Source organism: Maricaulis sp. CAU 1757, assembly GCF_054482675.1.
In genome coordinates, this window is record NZ_JBTLRI010000004.1 from 281947 (window position 1) to 298704 (window position 16758).

The 16758-nt window shown below is 64.1% G+C and carries 17 protein-coding genes; 11 read left to right on the forward strand and 6 right to left on the reverse strand.

Going from position 1 to position 16758, the window contains the following annotated elements:
* Positions 1-9 precede the first annotated feature (9 nt).
* Both ACXYMR_RS12445 and ACXYMR_RS12450 read right to left on the reverse strand, forming a co-directional pair.
* Positions 10-1620 (reverse strand): sensor histidine kinase, encoded by a 1611-nt coding sequence (locus ACXYMR_RS12445; RefSeq protein ID WP_458943200.1) that lies wholly within the window; start codon positions 1618-1620, stop codon positions 10-12.
* A 143-nt stretch (positions 1621-1763) separates the two neighbouring features.
* On the reverse strand, positions 1764-2426 hold the full coding sequence (locus ACXYMR_RS12450) for a fused DSP-PTPase phosphatase/NAD kinase-like protein (protein WP_458943201.1): 663 nt from the start codon (positions 2424-2426) through the stop codon (positions 1764-1766).
* 101 nt (positions 2427-2527) lie between these two features.
* Between ACXYMR_RS12450 and ACXYMR_RS12455 the strand changes: the two genes are divergently transcribed.
* From ACXYMR_RS12455 to ACXYMR_RS12470, 4 genes are read left to right on the forward strand one after another with little or no spacing between them, the layout of a single operon-like run.
* Positions 2528-3283, forward strand: coding sequence for a lysophospholipid acyltransferase family protein (locus tag ACXYMR_RS12455; protein WP_458943202.1), 756 nt, complete (start codon positions 2528-2530; stop codon positions 3281-3283).
* Positions 3280-4569 carry a 3-deoxy-D-manno-octulosonic acid transferase gene (locus ACXYMR_RS12460; protein ID WP_458943203.1) on the forward strand — a complete coding sequence of 430 codons (1290 nt, stop codon included), beginning with the start codon at positions 3280-3282 and terminating at the stop codon, positions 4567-4569. The genes ACXYMR_RS12455 and ACXYMR_RS12460 overlap by 4 nt, the downstream gene beginning before the upstream one ends.
* Entirely contained in the window at positions 4566-5564 is a 999-nt protein-coding gene (lpxK, locus tag ACXYMR_RS12465) for a tetraacyldisaccharide 4'-kinase (protein WP_458943204.1), read from the forward strand. The genes ACXYMR_RS12460 and lpxK overlap by 4 nt, the downstream gene beginning before the upstream one ends.
* A complete protein-coding gene (locus tag ACXYMR_RS12470; protein WP_458943205.1) occupies positions 5518-6516 on the forward strand; it encodes a lysophospholipid acyltransferase family protein in 999 nt (332 codons plus the stop codon). Before lpxK ends, ACXYMR_RS12470 begins: the two co-directional genes overlap by 47 nt.
* Here the strand turns inward: ACXYMR_RS12470 and ACXYMR_RS12475 are convergent.
* The 3 genes from ACXYMR_RS12475 to xseA are packed head-to-tail and all read right to left on the reverse strand — an operon-like array spanning position 6513 to position 9151.
* On the reverse strand, positions 6513-7409 hold the full coding sequence (locus tag ACXYMR_RS12475; protein ID WP_458943206.1) for a M23 family metallopeptidase: 897 nt from the start codon (positions 7407-7409) through the stop codon (positions 6513-6515). The genes ACXYMR_RS12470 and ACXYMR_RS12475 overlap by 4 nt on opposite strands.
* The gene (locus ACXYMR_RS12480; protein WP_458943207.1) at positions 7406-7636 is read right to left on the reverse strand and encodes a DUF2093 domain-containing protein; all 231 of its coding nucleotides are present in this window, start codon (positions 7634-7636) and stop codon (positions 7406-7408) included. The genes ACXYMR_RS12475 and ACXYMR_RS12480 overlap by 4 nt, the downstream gene beginning before the upstream one ends.
* 54 nt (positions 7637-7690) lie before the next feature.
* The gene (gene xseA, locus ACXYMR_RS12485) at positions 7691-9151 is read right to left on the reverse strand and encodes an exodeoxyribonuclease VII large subunit (RefSeq protein ID WP_458943208.1); all 1461 of its coding nucleotides are present in this window, start codon (positions 9149-9151) and stop codon (positions 7691-7693) included.
* A gap of 105 nt (positions 9152-9256) precedes the next feature.
* On the opposite strand from xseA, the gene purD reads away from it, so the two are divergent.
* From purD to ACXYMR_RS12510, 5 genes are all read left to right on the forward strand, one after another.
* On the forward strand, positions 9257-10534 hold the full coding sequence (gene purD, locus ACXYMR_RS12490; RefSeq protein WP_458943209.1) for a phosphoribosylamine--glycine ligase: 1278 nt from the start codon (positions 9257-9259) through the stop codon (positions 10532-10534).
* Between the two features lie 88 nt (positions 10535-10622).
* Positions 10623-11912 carry a metal-dependent hydrolase family protein gene (locus ACXYMR_RS12495; protein WP_458943210.1) on the forward strand — a complete coding sequence of 430 codons (1290 nt, stop codon included), beginning with the start codon at positions 10623-10625 and terminating at the stop codon, positions 11910-11912.
* Positions 11909-12973, forward strand: coding sequence for a phosphotransferase (locus ACXYMR_RS12500; protein ID WP_458943211.1), 1065 nt, complete (start codon positions 11909-11911; stop codon positions 12971-12973). Before ACXYMR_RS12495 ends, ACXYMR_RS12500 begins: the two co-directional genes overlap by 4 nt.
* Positions 12974-12982: 9 nt before the next feature.
* Positions 12983-13723 carry a TSUP family transporter gene (locus ACXYMR_RS12505; protein WP_458943212.1) on the forward strand — a complete coding sequence of 247 codons (741 nt, stop codon included), beginning with the start codon at positions 12983-12985 and terminating at the stop codon, positions 13721-13723.
* Positions 13723-14298, forward strand: a complete 576-nt coding sequence (locus ACXYMR_RS12510) for a GNAT family N-acetyltransferase (RefSeq protein ID WP_458943213.1) — start codon at positions 13723-13725, stop codon at positions 14296-14298. Before ACXYMR_RS12505 ends, ACXYMR_RS12510 begins: the two co-directional genes overlap by 1 nt.
* Here ACXYMR_RS12510 and tadA read toward each other — a convergent pair.
* Positions 14291-14767: a tRNA adenosine(34) deaminase TadA gene (gene tadA, locus ACXYMR_RS12515; RefSeq protein ID WP_458943215.1), complete on the reverse strand. Its 477-nt coding sequence runs from the start codon at positions 14765-14767 to the stop codon at positions 14291-14293. The two genes, ACXYMR_RS12510 and tadA, sit on opposite strands and share 8 nt — an antisense overlap.
* 38 nt (positions 14768-14805) lie before the next feature.
* Here tadA and ACXYMR_RS12520 point away from each other — a divergent pair, with 38 nt between their 5' ends.
* Both ACXYMR_RS12520 and rsmD read left to right on the forward strand, forming a co-directional pair.
* Positions 14806-15834: a pseudouridine synthase gene (locus ACXYMR_RS12520; RefSeq protein ID WP_458943216.1), complete on the forward strand. Its 1029-nt coding sequence runs from the start codon at positions 14806-14808 to the stop codon at positions 15832-15834.
* Between the two features lie 3 nt (positions 15835-15837).
* The gene (rsmD, locus tag ACXYMR_RS12525) at positions 15838-16404 is read left to right on the forward strand and encodes a 16S rRNA (guanine(966)-N(2))-methyltransferase RsmD (RefSeq protein ID WP_458943217.1); all 567 of its coding nucleotides are present in this window, start codon (positions 15838-15840) and stop codon (positions 16402-16404) included.
* Positions 16405-16758: the final 354 nt, after the last annotated feature.

Here is a 16758-nt window from a genome sequence, read left to right on the forward strand (position 1 = left end):
TGGCCAACCCTAAAGCGCCTGGATCGCAGGCGAATGCGGCCGTTCACCACTGGCCGACAAGGTTGCCGTGAACACCGAACCGGCGCCGGGAGCACTCTCCACGGTGATGTCACCGCCCATGAGTTCGGCCAGACGTTTCGAGATGGCCAAGCCCAATCCGGTCCCGCCGTTCTCCCGCATCAGCTCGGACTCGCTTTGCGTGAATGGTCGGAACAGACGTTCACAGAATTCAGCGTCCATGCCGATACCGGTATCACCGACTTCGAAGGTCAGATCATGACCGCCTGCGGCGGTCTGGTGCACGAGACAGCGCACGCGGACTTCGCCTTGGGCCGTGAACTTGATCGCATTGGACAGAAGATTGGACAGGATCTGGCGCACGCGAGCAGGATCGCCGCTGATGGTCATGTCAGCGCAGGGATCGATGTCCAGTTGGAACTTAAGTCCCTTGTCGAGCGCTTTCATTCGGTATGGCATGGTGACATTGCGCACCAGCTCCGCCGCGTTGAAGGCTTCACTCTCGATCTCGAACCGGCCCGACTCGATACTGGCCAGGTCAATGATGCCGTTGAGTATCTCCAGCAGGCTCTGACCCGACTGTTCAATGAGCTCAACCATTTCGCGTTGTTCATGGGTCAACGGCGTTGTCGACAACAGGGTCGACATACCGAGGATGCCATTCATTGGCGTACGCACTTCATGGCTCATCGTGGCGATGAATTTGGACTTGGCCCGGCTGGCTTCCGTGGCCTGCTGACGGGCCTCAACAAGATCATGAATGTCCGTCATCGCTCCGACCAGCCGGGTCGCCTCACCGTCCGGATTGCGCACCGCCGTACCCCGCAAGCGGAACCACCGGTGTTTGCCGCCGACGACCTTTATCCGAAGCGACAGGTCAAAGGGACGACCTGAGACGTAATGCTGATGCAAATCGGACCTGAGACGCCGGCAATCATCCTGGTGGATCAAGCCCAGAAACAGGTCCGCGGCCGCTGTAAACTCCCGAGCCTGGTATCCCAACAGCTCGCGCCCGCGTGGCGAGATGTAGATCTGGTCGGTCAGCAGACACCAATCAATGATGCCGTCGGAGGTTCCACTGATGGCCAACTCGGCCCGTTGCCCGGATTCCACGCCCAGGATTTCCGCCGACAGCCGACGGCGATAATGACTGAGCACGGACAGCACGTCATCAGCCATGTCGATCGCGCGCTTGAACGTCACGACGGCTATGCCGACGGTTTGCGTGCCATTATAGAGCGGCATGCCGACATAGGCGCGGACGCCCAGCTCACCGAGCATGTAGTCGCGGCGGAAATGCCCGGCCACATTGTCGTCGTAAACCGTCGCACCGGACTGCATTGCCTCGCCGCAGGGTGTACCGGCAAGCTGGTAACAGAAATTGTCAGACAAGGTGTCGTTCGACGAAACAGCGACTGTTTGCATGCGGGTGTGGGTGGCATCAATTCGCGCCAAATAGGCCGTATCTGCATCAAAGGCCTCGGCGACATGACGGACAAAAGCCTTCAGGAAAGAATTGCCGGACTCGCGAGACAGCAGGAAATTCAGTCGGGTAAACCGATCATGTGTGCGCTCGAAGCTGACAGCGGTGTCCGGCATCATGTTCCTCCTCTCCCACGGTCGCGCCACCAACGGGCAGCGCAGGATGTGGTTAACGAGGATTAATGTGCCTGAAACTTTCCACAGGAGTCGTCATATCTGATGAATCCGCGGAGCATAAAATATACGGCGGAAATGGGGCGGACCTACTCGCGGCGCAAGACCCGGTCGGTCAGGAAGTTGCCCCACCAGCTGGACATGAACTCGGCCTGGACCGCCTCGCGGTCATAGACGTTTTCCACCCAATCCATGAACTTGATTGGGGTTCTCTCATTGTACCGTCGATATGTCTCGAAGAAATGATCCAGGACCCCGGTCTTGCCGGCCTTAACGTGGAGATACCGCAAAGAGAGGTGCTGGATTGCCTCCTCATAGGGCATTTTGAGGTGGGCAAGCGCGTAAATGACCGAGATCAGGCCGGCACGGTCAGCGCCGGACTTGCAATGGATAAGAGCGGGACAGTCAATCGTCTTGAATATCCCGACGGCGCGCTGGATGCGATCGACATAAGGCGCCTCGCGCGACCCGAACGGCATGTCGATCATGGTCAGGCCATATCGCTCGCAAGCTTCCTTCTCCAGATCGTAATAGCAGACCCCCGGCTGTGTCCCCCTGATGTTCAGGATGGTCTTGAACCCCTGCCCGGCCAACTCCTCCAGTCGCTGCGGTGAAGGCTGGTTCGATCTCCACATGCCACCGCCGACTTCATGCATGTTGGTAAAGCGCTGGCGCAGGATGCCGTGATCCTTCCACAGGTAATCATTCCAGGCGCGCCGGCGGTCAGCGGGGTTTTCAAGATCGTAGGACATGTCAGCCTTTCTTCTGCGTCGCATTTAGGCCGGGCAGCTGCGGGGCGCAACCGCTCGGCATGCTTGACCTTTGCCAGCGGGAGGGCGAGCTAGGGTTTGTCATGATGAAACGACTGCTCACCAAACCCTGGGCCCAGGAAATCGTCGCCTTCCTGGCCATGCTCTATGTTGAGCTGGTGAGGCATTCCATGCGGTGGGAAATCCGCAATGGCGAGCGTGTGGAAGCTGTGTGGGCCGACAAGTCCCCTATCATCGGGTGTGTTTGGCACGGTCGTGTCGTGCTGGCGGTCGCCGGCTGGACCCGCCAGCGCGAGCGCATGGTGGCCCTCGCATCGCGGTCCCGGGAAGGCGACATCGGGGCGCGTTTCGCGCGCTGGTACAAGGTTGGACTTGTGCGCGGATCCAGCCGCAACGCGGCCAAGCCCGGTCAGGAAAAAGGGGGCGAAGCAGCGTACAGAGCCATGGTGCGCCATCTCGAGGCCGGTGGGTGCGGAGCCCTGACTCCGGATGGCCCAAGGGGGCCGCGCATGCGGGCGGGGTACGGCGCCGTTCGCATGGCACGAGATACCGGCGTTCCCATTCTTCCCTTCACCTGGTCGGCGCGGCGCAAAACGATCTTGCACCGGGCATGGGACAAGCAATGTCTGCCGCACTTTTTCACCCGCGGCATCATAATCTGGGGGGAACCCATTTACGTCTCCAAAGATGCCGATGCCGCTGCACTGGACGTGGCGCGAGAGCAACTGGAAGCAACGCTGAACGCCATCACCCGTGAAGCCGACGAGGCCATGGGTGGCGACATTGTCGAACCCGATCCGCAGCGCCGGCCTTCCATCCGGCCGGGCAAAATCACGTGAAGCGGACACCGACACTGCATCTCTACCGCCAGGCCACGCGTCTGCTGGCGCCGCTCATCCCGTTGGCTCTTCGTTTGCGTGCCCGCAAGGGCAAGGAGGACCCGGCCCGGCTACACGAGCGGCTGGGCTACGCGACCCAGCCTCGTCCGGAAGGCCCACTGGTATGGCTGCATGGGGCCAGCGTCGGCGAAAGCCTGATGCTGGCTGGCCTCGTCGAGGCGCTGCACGATCATCGTCCCGAGCTCAACATGCTGGTCACGACGGGCACTGTGACGTCGGCCCGGTTGATGGCCAGCCGCTTGGGCGATTATGCCCGGCACCAGTACGTACCGGTCGACACACCCGGGGCCGTCCGGCGCTTTGTCGACCATTGGAAACCCCAGGTCGGGGTCTTTGCAGAGTCCGAACTCTGGCCCAACCTCTTGGCGGCTGCCCGGCGGACGGACTGTCGCTTGGCGCTTGTCAACGCGCGCATGAATGACCGCTCCTTGACCGGTTGGTCAAAACGACCTGATAGCGCGAGGGCCCTCATGGGGGCCTTTGACTGGATTGGCGCCGCAGACACCCGGACGCGTGACGGCTTGGAGGACTTGCTGGGGCGGTCAGTCGAACTCGCCGGCAATCTCAAGCTTGATGTACCCGTTGCCACTCCGGGCCCCGAACTGGAGGACTTGCGCGATCGGTTAGGCAATCGGCCAGTCTGGTTGGCCGCCTCGACGCATGGCGGCGAGGATCCGATCGTGCTGGATGCCCATCGGCGGCTGCTGGAGCAGCACCCCGACGCTTTGCTCATCCTGGCGCCACGCCACCCGGAGCGGGCTGACGCCGTTGCCGACCTCGTCCATGCCGCCGGCCATAACACGGCCCGTAGGTCGAAAGGTGAGGTGCCCGATAGCGAAACGCAGGTTTGGCTTACCGATACGCTTGGGGAAATGCCCCTCTGGTTCAGTCTCTCATCCGCCGCCCTCATTGCCGGCAGTCTCAAGCCGGGTATTGGCGGGCATAATCCGATCGAAGCCACGCAAGGCGGCGCTGCGGTCATCTCAGGCCCCTTCCGGGATAGTTTTGCTGATATTTATGCCACTTATACCCGGCATGGCGCGCTCCTTGAGGCGATGGACAGCTTGACACTCGCCAAAGCTGTTTCATCAATCTGGGCGGGGGAAGGCCCCGCCCCTGAAGCCGGGACCAGCGCGTTATCCGATGCTTCCGGAGGCGCGCTCGAGCGCACGTTGACAGCGCTTCTGGACTTGCTGAACGGGGACAGTCGCGAGGACAATGCATGAGAGAGCCGGCATTCTGGCGGACTGATGGCGGACGAAGCTCGGGTAGCATGACCCGAAAGCTCCTGACGCCCCTTGGTCAGCTCTATGCGGCGATTGGCGCGCGCCGGATTCAGACCACGACACCTGTGCATGCCGACCTGCCGGTCATCTGCGTGGGTAATCTGACTGTCGGTGGCACAGGCAAAACGCCTGTGACCCAGACACTGCTTCGCCGACTTCAGGCGATGGGCCATCGGCCGGCTGCCCTGTCCCGTGGCTATGGCGGGCGTCTCGCCGGACCGATCAGGGTACGACCGCAAAGCCATTCCGCGTCGGAAGTCGGCGACGAGCCGTTGCTTTTGGCCCGGATTGCCGACGCCTGGATCAGCCGGCGCCGCCCTGACGGCGCACAGGCCATCACCGACGACGGCAACGCTGATGTCATCGTGATGGATGACGGTCACCAAAATCCGACCCTCTACAAAAACTTCTCATTTGTCGTCATCGACGGCGCCAGGGGATGGGGCCCGGGCACTGTATTTCCCGCAGGCCCCTTGCGGGAACCGGTCAAGGTTGGGCTGAAGCGCGCAGACGCCGTAATCGTCGTGACGCCGGACGCCGCCACGCTGCCGGATTACGAAGGACTGGGGCTGGCTGATCTTGAAATCCCGATCTTCCAAGCCTGGCTGAAACCGGAAACCGATCCACCGCAAGGCCCGCTGGTGGCATTTGCGGGTATTGGACGTCCTTCGAAATTCTTTGACGCACTCACGGCTGCAGGCGCCGAGCTCGTCGAAACCGCGGCGTTCCCGGACCATCACCGCTATAGCGACCGGGACATGAAAGCACTCAAGCTTTTAGCCGAACGACATCGCGCTCGCCTCGTCACGACGGACAAGGACCATGTGCGCCTCCGGCCAGAACAGGCGGATGGCATTACGAGCTGGTCGGTGCAGGCGGAATTTGCCAATGAAGTGGCGCTCGACGCCCTGTTGCGCGACGTTATGGACGCCTAAAGGTGAGGTGGGTAAACCCGCGGCCATGATCGATGCACAACGCAATGCTCGCCTCTTGACCCGACTGGGCTGGCGCCTCGAAGCGCTGGCTTGGGACGCTTATGCCGGCTGGTACGGCGCCAAGTCCATTGACGAGGCATCTGACGCGGCCGCGGCGCTGGTCCGGCAGGTTGGACCACTCCTGTCGGTCAACAAGGTCGCCCGCATCAACATTCAGCGCTGTTTCCCGGAGGCGGAACCGACTGAGATAGAGCGCCTGCTTGGCGGCATGTGGGACAATTACGGCAGGCTGGCGGGCGAAATGCCCCACCTTGGACAGTTTGCCGGCCCAGAGTTTTCCGAGCGAGTGGAGTTCATCGGACGCGAACGGCTGGAGACGGCCCGCGACAATGGTCAGCCCCTGGTCATCATCTCCATGCACCACGCAAACTGGGAGGTCGGCGCTGCAGCCATCAGCCAAACCGGCCTGCCCTGTCACATTACCTACCGCCCGGCCAATAACGTTCTGATCGACCGTCGAATTACGAACATGCGGAAGGATTACGGCGTTACCCAACTGACCGCCAAGGGTGGCGATGGAGCCAAGGCATTGATGAAGGCTCTCGCAAGTGGCCAGTCGGTCGCCCTGATGAACGACCAGAAAATGAATGACGGGATAGAAGCGCCGTTCTTCGGCTTCCCGGCGATGACGGCACCAGGGCCAACGCGCCTAGCCATGCGGTATGATTGCCCGCTGGTGCCGCTGTCAGTCAGGCGAGTGGGCGGCGCGCGCTTCCGCGTGGAAGCCCATGAACCCATCAAACTGTCCGAGAACCCAGACAAACCCGCCGCGATCGCAGAGACCGTGACGCGGATCAATCAGTGGGTCGAGGGCGAGATCCGGAAAGCCCCAGAGCAATGGTTCTGGATGCACCGGCGCTGGGACAAGTCGCTATACAAATCGCAGGACTAGTCGAGGGTGGCAGGGTCCAACTGGAGTAGCAGCGCCGGGTCGACATAAAAGCTGTTGCGCAGCTTCACCCGCCAGTCGAGGTGTGACCCTGTGGCTCGCCCTCCGGCGCCCATGGCACCAATGAGCTGCCCCTGCTCGACAATTTCCCCCTCAGCCACATGTACGTCGGAGAGGTGGAGGAAGGCCGAGACCAGCCCCTGGCCATGATCGATGAAGACCAAGCCGCCCTCGTAATACATGTCAGGTTCGGCCAAAGTAACGCGGCCGGATGCAGGCGCGTGAATTGGTGTCCCCACGTCATTGGCCCAGTCGAGTCCCCAGTGCGGGCTCCCTTCGTGACCATTGTTGTAGACGCGGGCGGAGCCGTAGATTCCGGTCGTAATGCCTTCGGCTGGCGCCACAAATCCGTCGAGGAAGCCTCGGCCGTCCCAAACAGAACTGAAGGCTGCCTGCTTTTGTGCATACTCCCGCTGGCGCCGAAGGGCAGTGGACGGATCCGGTGTCACTGTGGCCTGCGGCACACCATCAACCTGCTGCAGATTGTAGCTCCGCTGCTCGACGTTCCGGACCTCGTCAATCAGGATCTCGCCACCCCGTTCGACCCGGAACCGAATCTCTTCCGGGCTCTGTCGGCGCAGACCGAGCAATATCCAGCCAGCCTCATCAGCGATGAAGCGATCCTCGCCCAGTGTGATCCGACTGTCGGGACCGTAATTGCAAGCAAGCAGACCACCCTCGATGAAGGCGCCGGCGCATCCGGCCGGGGCTTCGGGGTGGTTCAGAGGTGTCGCCTCGGCTTCAATTCTGGCCGCAAGGAAGTCGCCAATACCGTCTCGTTCCTCTGCCGGTGCCGTGGTCTGGACCAGCGCAAAAAGCGCGAAAGAGACGATCATTCGCCGCGCTCCGCATGCAGTTCCTGCCAGCGCCGCTTTGCTGCGTAGGCGTCGCGATACGCTTCCTGCTCATCGACATTCCAATAGCGCAACTCGCCCAAGGGAATGGGGTCACCAGTGACGGCACAACGCACAAAGCCGCCGGCTTTCAAAATTATGAAGTCGCTGTCGCCAAACTCGAGAATGGCTTCGCCGGAAAGATCGGTATCGCTGGAAAAATCGGTCATGGGGGCGGTCTAGCACGGCCTTTTCTACATTGGGAGCTTGCACGTGGGCCAGCTTCAGAAGAGTTCGCCCTGACCCGGGTCCCGCTTGGGTTTTCGGGCTGCAGGCTTCGGGCGCCGGGGTCTGGCAGGTGCAGGAATAACTTTCTCGGTCGAGGGCTGGTTCCCCGCAATGGCAGGTTCGATCAAAGCTTCGCGCTCGGTGTCTGCGAAGCGCAAAGAGACAGTCTCGCCGGCGGTGAGGTCTGCGCCGGTGCGTACCAGTGCACCGGTTTGGCGCCGCACGAGGACGAACCCCCGGCGTAGAACGCTTTCATGACTGAGTGCGGACAACCGCTCCGACGCATGATGCAATGCGCGATCTCGGTCCCGGAGCAGGCGCCGGACAGCCGGCAGGACTCTGGCATCCTGTTCGCTGACTCGCGCCCTTCTCTGGGCGATCTCGCGGAGCAGTGCGGTAGGCCGGAGGCGCGCCTCCACGACCTGCAGCCTGGCCCGTTTGGCGGCCGCATTGCTGAGAAGCGACGGGTCGAGCTTGTCGGCAACCATGTCAAAACGCTGGCGCTTCAACTCGAGCAAGGCTGCGGGACGGGGCAGACCGCGCGCCGCACTGCGCAGCTCCGTGCGCCGGCGATCGATCAGCCTTGAAAGCGCGCCGACCAAGCGGCCACTACTGGCCTCGATGCTGGCTTTCAGCTCGGCGCGGACCGGCACTGCCATCTCCGCAGCGCCGGTTGGCGTCGGCGCACGGCGGTCAGAAGCATAGTCCACGAGCGTCGTGTCGGTCTCGTGCCCCACGGCCGAAATCACCGGTATCTCGCTGTCTGCGACAGCGCGCACGACGATCTCTTCGTTGAAGCACCACAAGTCCTCGATGGAACCACCACCCCGCGCCACAATCAGCACATCGGGCCGCGCGATATCACCGCTCGGCAGGGTATTGAAACCGCGGACAGCCTCGGCAATCTGTGCGGCAGCACCATCGCCCTGCACCAGCACCGGCCACAGCAGGACCTGACGGGGAAAACGGTCAGCCAGGCGATGCAGGATATCACGGATGACGGCCCCGGTCGGTGAGGTCACGACGCCTATGATGCGCGGCAGATAGGGCAGAGGCTTCTTGCGGGACGGATCAAAGAGGCCTTCGGCGGCCAGCAGCTTCTTGCGCTCCTCCAGCAAAGCCATGAGGGCGCCCGCGCCGGCCGGTTCCATGGTTTCAACGATGAGCTGGTATTGGGATCGACCGGGATAGGTTGAAAGCCGCCCTTCGATCACAACTTCCAGGCCTTCCTCGGGCCGGAAACGGAAGCGCGAGGCGGTTCCTTTCCAGGCGATCGAGGCGATGACAGCCTTGTCGTCCTTGATATCAAAATAGACGTGGCCCGATTTGGCCACCACCACCCGGCCCAGCTCGCCGCGGACACGAACATGGCCGAACGCGTCCTCCACCGTTCGCTTGAGCGAGCCTGCCAATTCGGAGACAGAGAATTCGTGAAGGTTTCCAGGGGCGCTATTCATGGTGACACTGGTAGGATGGATCGCGGATCGCTTCAACGGCCCCACAGACTCGCGAAGCCCGTGGCGATGCGTTAGGCAGGGCCAATCCAAGGCATGAGGGATGACATGAAGGTTCTGGTGGTCGGTTCGGGCGGTCGTGAGCACGCCCTGGTCTGGAAAATCTCGCAGAGCCCGCTGCTCACCGAGCTGCATGCTGCGCCTGGCAGCCCGGCAATCGCGTCCCTCGCCACCTGCCACGATGTCTCCGCCTCCGATCTTGGCGCCCTGGTGAAATTGGCGCGCGAGACAGGCGCCGACCTGGTTGTCGTGGGTCCGGAGAACCCGCTGTGTGAGGGTTTGGCCGACGCTCTGCGCGAGGCCGGCATCGCCACGTTCGGCCCCGGCCGCGATGCCGCCCGCCTGGAGGGGTCCAAGGCCTTTGCCAAGGACTTCTATGCCCGCCACGGCATCCCGACCGCAGGCTATGGGGTGTTCACTGAACCCGCCGAGGCCAAGGCCTTCCTCGACAGCGTCGAGCCGCCCTATGTCCTCAAGGCAGACGGGCTGGCCGCCGGCAAGGGTGTGGTCATCCTGTCAGACCGCAGCGAAACGGAAGCGGAAATCGACGCTTTTCTGGGCGGGAAGTTCGGCGACGCATCGCGCAAGCTGGTGATCGAAGAGTTCATGCAGGGGGAGGAAGTCTCGATTTTCGCCCTGTGCGACGGCGAAAATGTCGTGTTTGCGGGAGCAGCCCAGGATCACAAGCGTGTCGGTGAAGGCGATACCGGTCCCAATACCGGCGGCATGGGTGCCTACTCACCGGCACCCGTCGCAACGCCCGATCTTGTAGACACCGCGATGCGGACCATCATAGCGCCGGTTGCCAAGGGGCTCAGCCAGGAAGGCACCCCGTTCCGTGGCGTGTTGTTTGCCGGACTGATGGTAACCGACGACGGGCCGAAAGTGGTTGAATTCAACATCCGCTATGGCGACCCGGAATGCCAGGTGCTGATGAAGCGAATGCGCAATGACATTCTGCCCTATCTGCGTGCCACCGCCGAAGGGAAGCTGGCCGGCCTGCCGCCGATCGACTGGACACCACATCCGGCGGTCACCGTGGTCATGGCTGCCAAGGGCTATCCGGGGGACTATGAGAAAGGCAGCCGAATCGAAGGTGTCGAGGCCGCCTGCGCGATGCGCGGCGTGATGGTTTTTGAAGCAGGCACCGGTCGTGATACCGAGGGGCATATGATCGCCAATGGCGGGCGCGTCCTCAACGTGACCGCAACTGGGGAAACCCTCCATTATGCCGCGGACCGGGCTTACGCCGCCGTCGACACGATCGACTGGCCGGACGGGTTCTGCCGCCGTGACATCGCCTGGCGGGCGCTTCGTACGCACTGAGGCGAGGGTCGAGAAAACCATGCTGGGCGTTTGACTTTGCGCCTCCAACCCGCATCCTGTGAGCTCAGGATGTTAGGGGGAGACCAGCATGATACGCGCCATGCTCGGGGGCCTTGCGGCCCTCATGATGACCACACCGGGCAGCTATGCCCAAGACGATAATCTGACCATCATCCACGCCGGTCATGTGCTGGCGATTCCCGGCGAGGCGCCGCTGCGCGAACACTCCATCCTGGTGCGCGGGGACAGGATCGAGGCCATCGAGGCCGGTTTTGTCTCGCGCGAGGGCGCCATTGTCATTGACCTGTCCGATGACTTCGTGCTTCCGGGCCTGATCGACAGCCACGTCCACCTGCAAGGCGAGCTCAGCCCGCAAGGCCGTCTCAACCGGGTCACGCTCAATAGCGCTGACCTGGCGCTCGACGCGGCCCGGCACGCGCGTTCGACACTGATGGCTGGGTTCACCACAGCTCAGGAGGTCGGAGGCAATCTGGAAGCTTCCACCGCGTTGCGCGACGCGATCCGGGATGGGGATGTCGTCGGCCCCCGACTGCGCGTCTCGGGTCCCGCCGTTACACCGACGGGCGGACATGCCGATATCAATAGTTACTCGACGGCGGTGATGGATACGCTTTCCAGCCGCTCGGCCTGCAACGGCCCGGCCGATTGTCGGCGCGCGGTTCGTGAACTGGTCCGCGGTGGAGCGGATGTCATCAAGATCACCGCGACCGGAGGTGTGCTTTCCAATACTGCCGCGGGAGTTGAGCAGCAATTCTTCGATGATGAGCTCGCCTCGATCGTCGAAGCGGCCCGCATGATGGGCCGTCGGGTGACAGCGCACGCCCATGGGGCCACCGGAATCAATTCATTCCTGGAGGCCGGCGGTGACTCGATTGAGCACGGGACTTATCTCGACGACGACTCCATCCGCATGATGCGCCGGAACGGCAGCTACCTGGTGCCGACCGTGCTCGCGGGCATCACCGTCGCGGAAATCGCCTCATCGTCGGACTGGATGACGCCAGCGGTGCGCGAGAAGTCCCTGCAGGTCGGCAGCCAGATGCTCGCGATGGTCAGGCGTGCACACGAAGGTGGCGTTGCCATCGCCTTCGGTACCGACAGTGGCGTTTCCCGCCACGGTCTCAATGCGCGCGAATTCGAGCTTTACGTCGAGGCCGGCATGTCGCCGATGGAGGCCATCGTGACCGCCACGATCAATGCCTCACGGCATGTCCAGATGGACACTGACATCGGCACGCTCGAGCCGGGCAAGTACGCCGACATCATTGCCGTGGACGGTAACCCGCTGGACAATATTTCCGAGCTCATGGATGTCGATTTCGTCATGCAGGGTGGTGAGGTTTTCAAGAGCGAATGAGCGATATCGACGACAGCTTTTCCGGCACCAAGCCGGTCGCGGATGCCCTGGCCTTCGACGAGGCGCGACTGGCGGCATGGATGGTCGACAATGTCGACGGCTTTGACGGCCCCCTGACCGTGCACCAGTTCAAGGGCGGGCAGTCCAATCCGACCTACAAGCTGGAGACGCCGGGCCAAGCCTATGTGCTTCGGCGCAAGCCACCGGGCAAGCTCTTGCCGTCGGCGCATGCGGTCGACCGCGAATTCCGGGTCATGAAGGCACTCGGCGAGACCGGTTTCCCGGTGCCGCGAATGCGCGCCCTGTGCGAGGACCGGGAGATCGTCGGCACCGAGTTCTACATCATGGACTTCGTGGCCGGCCGGATCTTCTGGGATCCTCTTCTGCCGGAGCTCGAGAAGGCCGACCGGGCCGCGATCCACGATGCCTCCAACGCCACGCTGGCCCAGCTGCACGGCATCGACTATGCAGCAGCAGGCCTGTCGGATTACGGCAAGCCGGGCAATTATTTCGAGCGCCAGATCGGGCGCTGGAGCAAGCAGTACCGGGCCGCGGAAACCGCACCCATCGCAGCCATGGACCGTCTCATCGACTGGCTGCCCGGCGCGGCGCCGGAGCAGGAGCGCACCAGTGTCGTGCACGGCGACTACCGGCTCGACAACATGATCTTCCACCCGACCGAGCCACGCGTCATTGCCGTGCTCGACTGGGAATTGTCGACACTCGGCGACCCGATGGCGGACTTCACCTACCAGCTCATGGGCTGGGTGATGCCGCGCGAGATTCGCAACGGCCTGCTCGGTGTCGACCTGGAAGCCTACGGTATCCCGACGGTCGAGGCCTATACCGCGGCCTATTGCGAGCGCACCGGTCGGGACGGCATTCCGGCGCTCGATTTCTACTTTGCCTACAACATTTTCCGCCTCGCCTCGATCATCCAGGGTGTGTATGCGCGCTCGCTGCAGGGCAATGCGTCGAATGCCAGGGCGGCGGAGATGGGAGCTGCGGTGGAGCCGCTGGCCGAAGCCGCGTGGGGTTTCGCGAAACAGGCCGGGGCCTGACCGCGCCCCATGACCGCCGTGGCGATCCTGATCTCTGTCTTCGTGACGGCTTTCATCTCCGGCGTCTTCGGCATGGCCGGCGGGCTCATCCTGATGGGCGTGCTGGCCCTGCTGCTTCCCGTTGCTTCGGCGATGGTGGTGCACGGCGTGGTGCAGGCGGTGTCGAATGGCTGGCGCGCCATCTTGCACATCCGCTGGATCGCCTGGCGCATCCTCGGCATCTACCTGATCGGCTCTGCCCTCGCCGCCGGCCTGCTGGTGTTTGCAACGGTGGAATTGTCCAAGCCGTGGCTGTTCATCGTCCTCGGAGTGGTGCCGGCGGTGATCTGGCTGCCCAAGCATGTCCTTCACCTCGATGCCGCCCGACCAGGGCATGCCGTCGCCTGCGGGGCGGTGGTGACCGGGCTCAACGTGGTGGCCGGCGTGTCCGGCCCGCTGCTCGACGTGTTTTTTGCCGACACTGATCGCGACCGGCGCTGCATCGTGGCGACCAAAGCGGCCACGCAAGTGATCTCGCATGCGGTCAAGATCGGATACTACCTGGCGCCGGCGCTGGCGGGGTCCGCCCTGCCCGAGGTTCAGTGGCTGCTGGTCGCGGCCCCGCTGGCCATCCTCGGCACGACCCTGGGGGCCCGTTTCCTGGCCCTGATGAGCGATGTGCAATTCCGCCAGTGGACCAAGTGGATCGTGTCGGCGATCGGGGTGGTCTATGTGGTGCGCGGCGTGCTCCTTCTCAACGGGATCGGATGATGCAGGTCGATCGACAGGTGCTTGAAAACCGCTGGGTCCGGCTGGAGCCGCTGGACGAAGGGCATCGCGAGGTCCTGCGGCCGCTGGCCGAGGAGCCGGGGCTCTGGGACCTGACGATCATTCGCGGCGACGGGCCGCATTTCGATGCCTGGTTCGATCTGATGCTGTCGGGACAAGCCGCCGGCGCGCAGATTTCGCATCTCGTCATCGACGCCGTCAGCGGCCAGCCGCTCGGTCATTCGGCCTTCCTGTCCATCACGCCCGACCACAAGCGGCTGGAAATCGGCTGGACCTGGTATGTCCGCGCGGCGCGGGGCACGCGGATCAATCCGGCGGCCAAGCATGCCCTGCTGAGCCGGGCTTTCGGCTGCGGTGCCGAGCGGGTCGAATTGCGCACTCACCACAGAAATCTCCACTCCCAGAACGCGATGCTGAAGCTCGGGGCCCGGCGCGAGGGCGTGTTTCGCAAGCACCTCCTGTGCTGGACCGGCGAGTGGCGGGACACCCACTGGTTCTCCATCCTGCGCGAGGAGTGGCCGGCGGTGGAGACCGGGCTTCAAGCCCGGCTCAGCTAGTCTTCGCCTTGCGGCGGGCGCGGAAGAAATCGCGCAACAGGGTGCCACAGGGTTCGGCGAGAATGCCGTGTTCGACCTGCGGGCGCCAATGGCAGGTGGGCTGTTCGAAGAAGCGCGGCCCGTGTGCCACGGCGCCGCCCTTGGCGTCGGAAGCGCCGTAGACCAGGCGGCCGATGCGAGCGTGGCTGATGGCGCCGGCACACATGGCGCAGGGCTCCAGGGTGACGAAGAGTTCCAGCCCGGTGAGACGGTAATTGCCCAGGCGTTGGGCGGCGGCGCGCAGGGCCAGGATCTCGGCATGGCCGGTCGGATCGTGGCGCAAGATGGGCTGGTTGTGCGCCTCGGCAATAATGCTATCGGTAGCCGGATCGACGACGATGGCACCGATCGGCGCCTCGCCGGCTTCAGCCGCAGCTTGCGCCAGGCGTAGCGCCGCCGTCATAAACCGTGTATCGCGCTCTTCCGTCATCCCTGGCGGGGTAGAGCGGCAGCGAGAAGGGGTCAAGCGTGACCGAGTCATCCGGCAGCGACGAACGCATCGCCAAATACCTGGCACGGGCCGGCGTGGCCTCGCGCCGCGAGGTCGAGCGCATGATCGAGGGCGGCCGGGTCAAGGTCGACGGCAAGACGCTCGACACGCCGGCCTTCAAGGTCAGCGGGTCGGAAAAGATCGAGGTCGACGGCAAGCCGGTCGAGCCGCCGGCGGCGACGCGGCTGTGGCGCTTCCACAAGCCGACCGGTCTGGTCACCACGCATGCCGACCCGGAAGGCCGCGAGACGGTGTTCGACGTGCTGCCCAAGGATATCGGCCGGGTGATCTCGATCGGTCGCCTCGACCTGACCTCCGAGGGCCTGCTGCTGCTGACCAATGACGGCGCCCTCGCCCGCGCCCTGGAACTGCCGTCGACGGGCTGGATGCGGCGCTACCGGGCGCGCGCCTTCGGCTCGATCAATGAGGCCGCCATCCGCACCCTGCGCCAGGGCGTCACCGTGGACGGGCTCAAATACGGCCCGATGGAGGTCGAGGTCGAGCGCGAGACCGGCTCCAATATCTGGCTCAATATCGGCATTCGCGAAGGCAAGAACCGGGAGGTCCGCAAGGCCCTCGACGCCGTCGGCCTCAAGGTCAACCGGCTGATCCGCACGGCCTACGGGCCGTTCCAGCTGGGCGATCTCGGCAAGGGCGAGGTCAAGTCCGTACCGGGCCGCATCCTGCGCGACCAGTGCGGACACCTGGTGGAAATGGAAGCGACCACCGGCGAGGCGACGGCCAAGGTGCGCACCCTGCGCAAGCCGGCGCGGCGCAAGATGGGTGGTCCCGGCCAGCCCGGCCGGCCGCAGGAAGACAATCATGACGGCGCCAAGCCCCTGAAGCGGTCGCGTGGCAGGCCGGCCCCGGCCAAGCGGCCGGACTCCAAGGCCCATGGCCGCACCGCCGGGCGTCCGTCGGGTCCCGGCAGCAAGCCGACCAGTTCGGGTCGTCCGTCCGGCGCCGGCCGGCCCTCCGGTCCGCGCAAGCCGTCCGGCCGGAGCTGACCGGTGCGCATTGTCGGCGGCAAGTTCCGCAACCGGGCCATCACCGCGCCCAAGGGCCGCTCGACCCGGCCGACCTCGGACCGGGCCCGTGAGAACCTGTTCAACGTGCTCGAACATGCCGATTTCTGCCCGGCCATCGAAGGCGCCCGGGTGATCGATCTCTATGCCGGGTCCGGCGCGCTCGGCCTGGAGGCGATGTCGCGTGGCGCGGCCTTCTGCCTGTTCGTCGAATTCGCGGCCGAGGCGCGCGGCGCCATCCGCGACAATGTCGATGCGCTGCAATTGTTCGGGCACACCCGCATTCACCGCCGCGACGCCACGGCGCTGGGCGACAAGCCCTCCAATTTGGGCGCCCCCTTCGACCTCGCTTTCCTCGATCCGCCCTATGGCAAGGGCCTGGGCGAGAAGACGCTGGCCCGGCTGGCCGAAGGCGGCTGGCTGGCACCGGACGCCTGTGTGGTGCTGGAAGTCGGGGCCGAGGAAGAGCCGGACACGACCGGCTGGACGCGCATGAATGACAAGATCTGGGGCGCCGCCCGGGTGCTGTTCCTGGGGCGTGAGGCGGGCTGAACTTCCTGTTTTTCGAATGGCCGTTCCTCCGGGTTGCGTTCGCGCACTTTCTTCCCCGCCCCGCGGGGAAGTGATCGAGCGGGGCGAGATCGAAGGGGTCGCGGGCGCGAGCCCGCGAGGGGTCGGAGCCAAGCCCCATGCCAGGCTGGCGCCCGGTCACCCCTCTCCCACTTCGTGGCGCCCCCCTCCCCGCGAGGCGGGGAGGAAAAGCTGTGGCTTGCTATTGCATTGAAGCAGCGGGCCCAGCGCCCGCACCCCTCCATTCATCGCTTGCCGAGAGTTCGCCTCGGACGGTCCATTGTGTCAAGGGTTTCAACCGCGTAGCGGCGCTGCGCGCCCTTGACACAATGGACC

Excerpts from the sequence above, each read along its gene's own strand:
- ACXYMR_RS12445 (WP_458943200.1), bottom strand. The coding sequence starts at position 1,620 with ATGATGCCGGACACCGCTGTCAGCTTCGAGCGCACACATGATCGGTTT.
- ACXYMR_RS12450 (WP_458943201.1), bottom strand. The coding sequence starts at position 2,426 with ATGTCCTACGATCTTGAAAACCCCGCTGACCGCCGGCGCGCCTGGAAT.
- ACXYMR_RS12455 (WP_458943202.1), top strand. The coding sequence starts at position 2,528 with ATGATGAAACGACTGCTCACCAAACCCTGGGCCCAGGAAATCGTCGCC.
- lpxK (WP_458943204.1), top strand. The coding sequence starts at position 4,566 with ATGAGAGAGCCGGCATTCTGGCGGACTGATGGCGGACGAAGCTCGGGT.
- ACXYMR_RS12470 (WP_458943205.1), top strand. The coding sequence starts at position 5,518 with ATGAAGTGGCGCTCGACGCCCTGTTGCGCGACGTTATGGACGCCTAAA.
- ACXYMR_RS12475 (WP_458943206.1), bottom strand. The coding sequence starts at position 7,409 with ATGATCGTCTCTTTCGCGCTTTTTGCGCTGGTCCAGACCACGGCACCG.
- ACXYMR_RS12480 (WP_458943207.1), bottom strand. The coding sequence starts at position 7,636 with ATGACCGATTTTTCCAGCGATACCGATCTTTCCGGCGAAGCCATTCTC.
- xseA (WP_458943208.1), bottom strand. The coding sequence starts at position 9,151 with ATGAATAGCGCCCCTGGAAACCTTCACGAATTCTCTGTCTCCGAATTG.
- purD (WP_458943209.1), top strand. The coding sequence starts at position 9,257 with ATGAAGGTTCTGGTGGTCGGTTCGGGCGGTCGTGAGCACGCCCTGGTC.
- ACXYMR_RS12495 (WP_458943210.1), top strand. The coding sequence starts at position 10,623 with ATGATACGCGCCATGCTCGGGGGCCTTGCGGCCCTCATGATGACCACA.
- ACXYMR_RS12500 (WP_458943211.1), top strand. The coding sequence starts at position 11,909 with ATGAGCGATATCGACGACAGCTTTTCCGGCACCAAGCCGGTCGCGGAT.
- ACXYMR_RS12505 (WP_458943212.1), top strand. The coding sequence starts at position 12,983 with ATGACCGCCGTGGCGATCCTGATCTCTGTCTTCGTGACGGCTTTCATC.
- ACXYMR_RS12510 (WP_458943213.1), top strand. The coding sequence starts at position 13,723 with ATGCAGGTCGATCGACAGGTGCTTGAAAACCGCTGGGTCCGGCTGGAG.
- tadA (WP_458943215.1), bottom strand. The coding sequence starts at position 14,767 with ATGACGGAAGAGCGCGATACACGGTTTATGACGGCGGCGCTACGCCTG.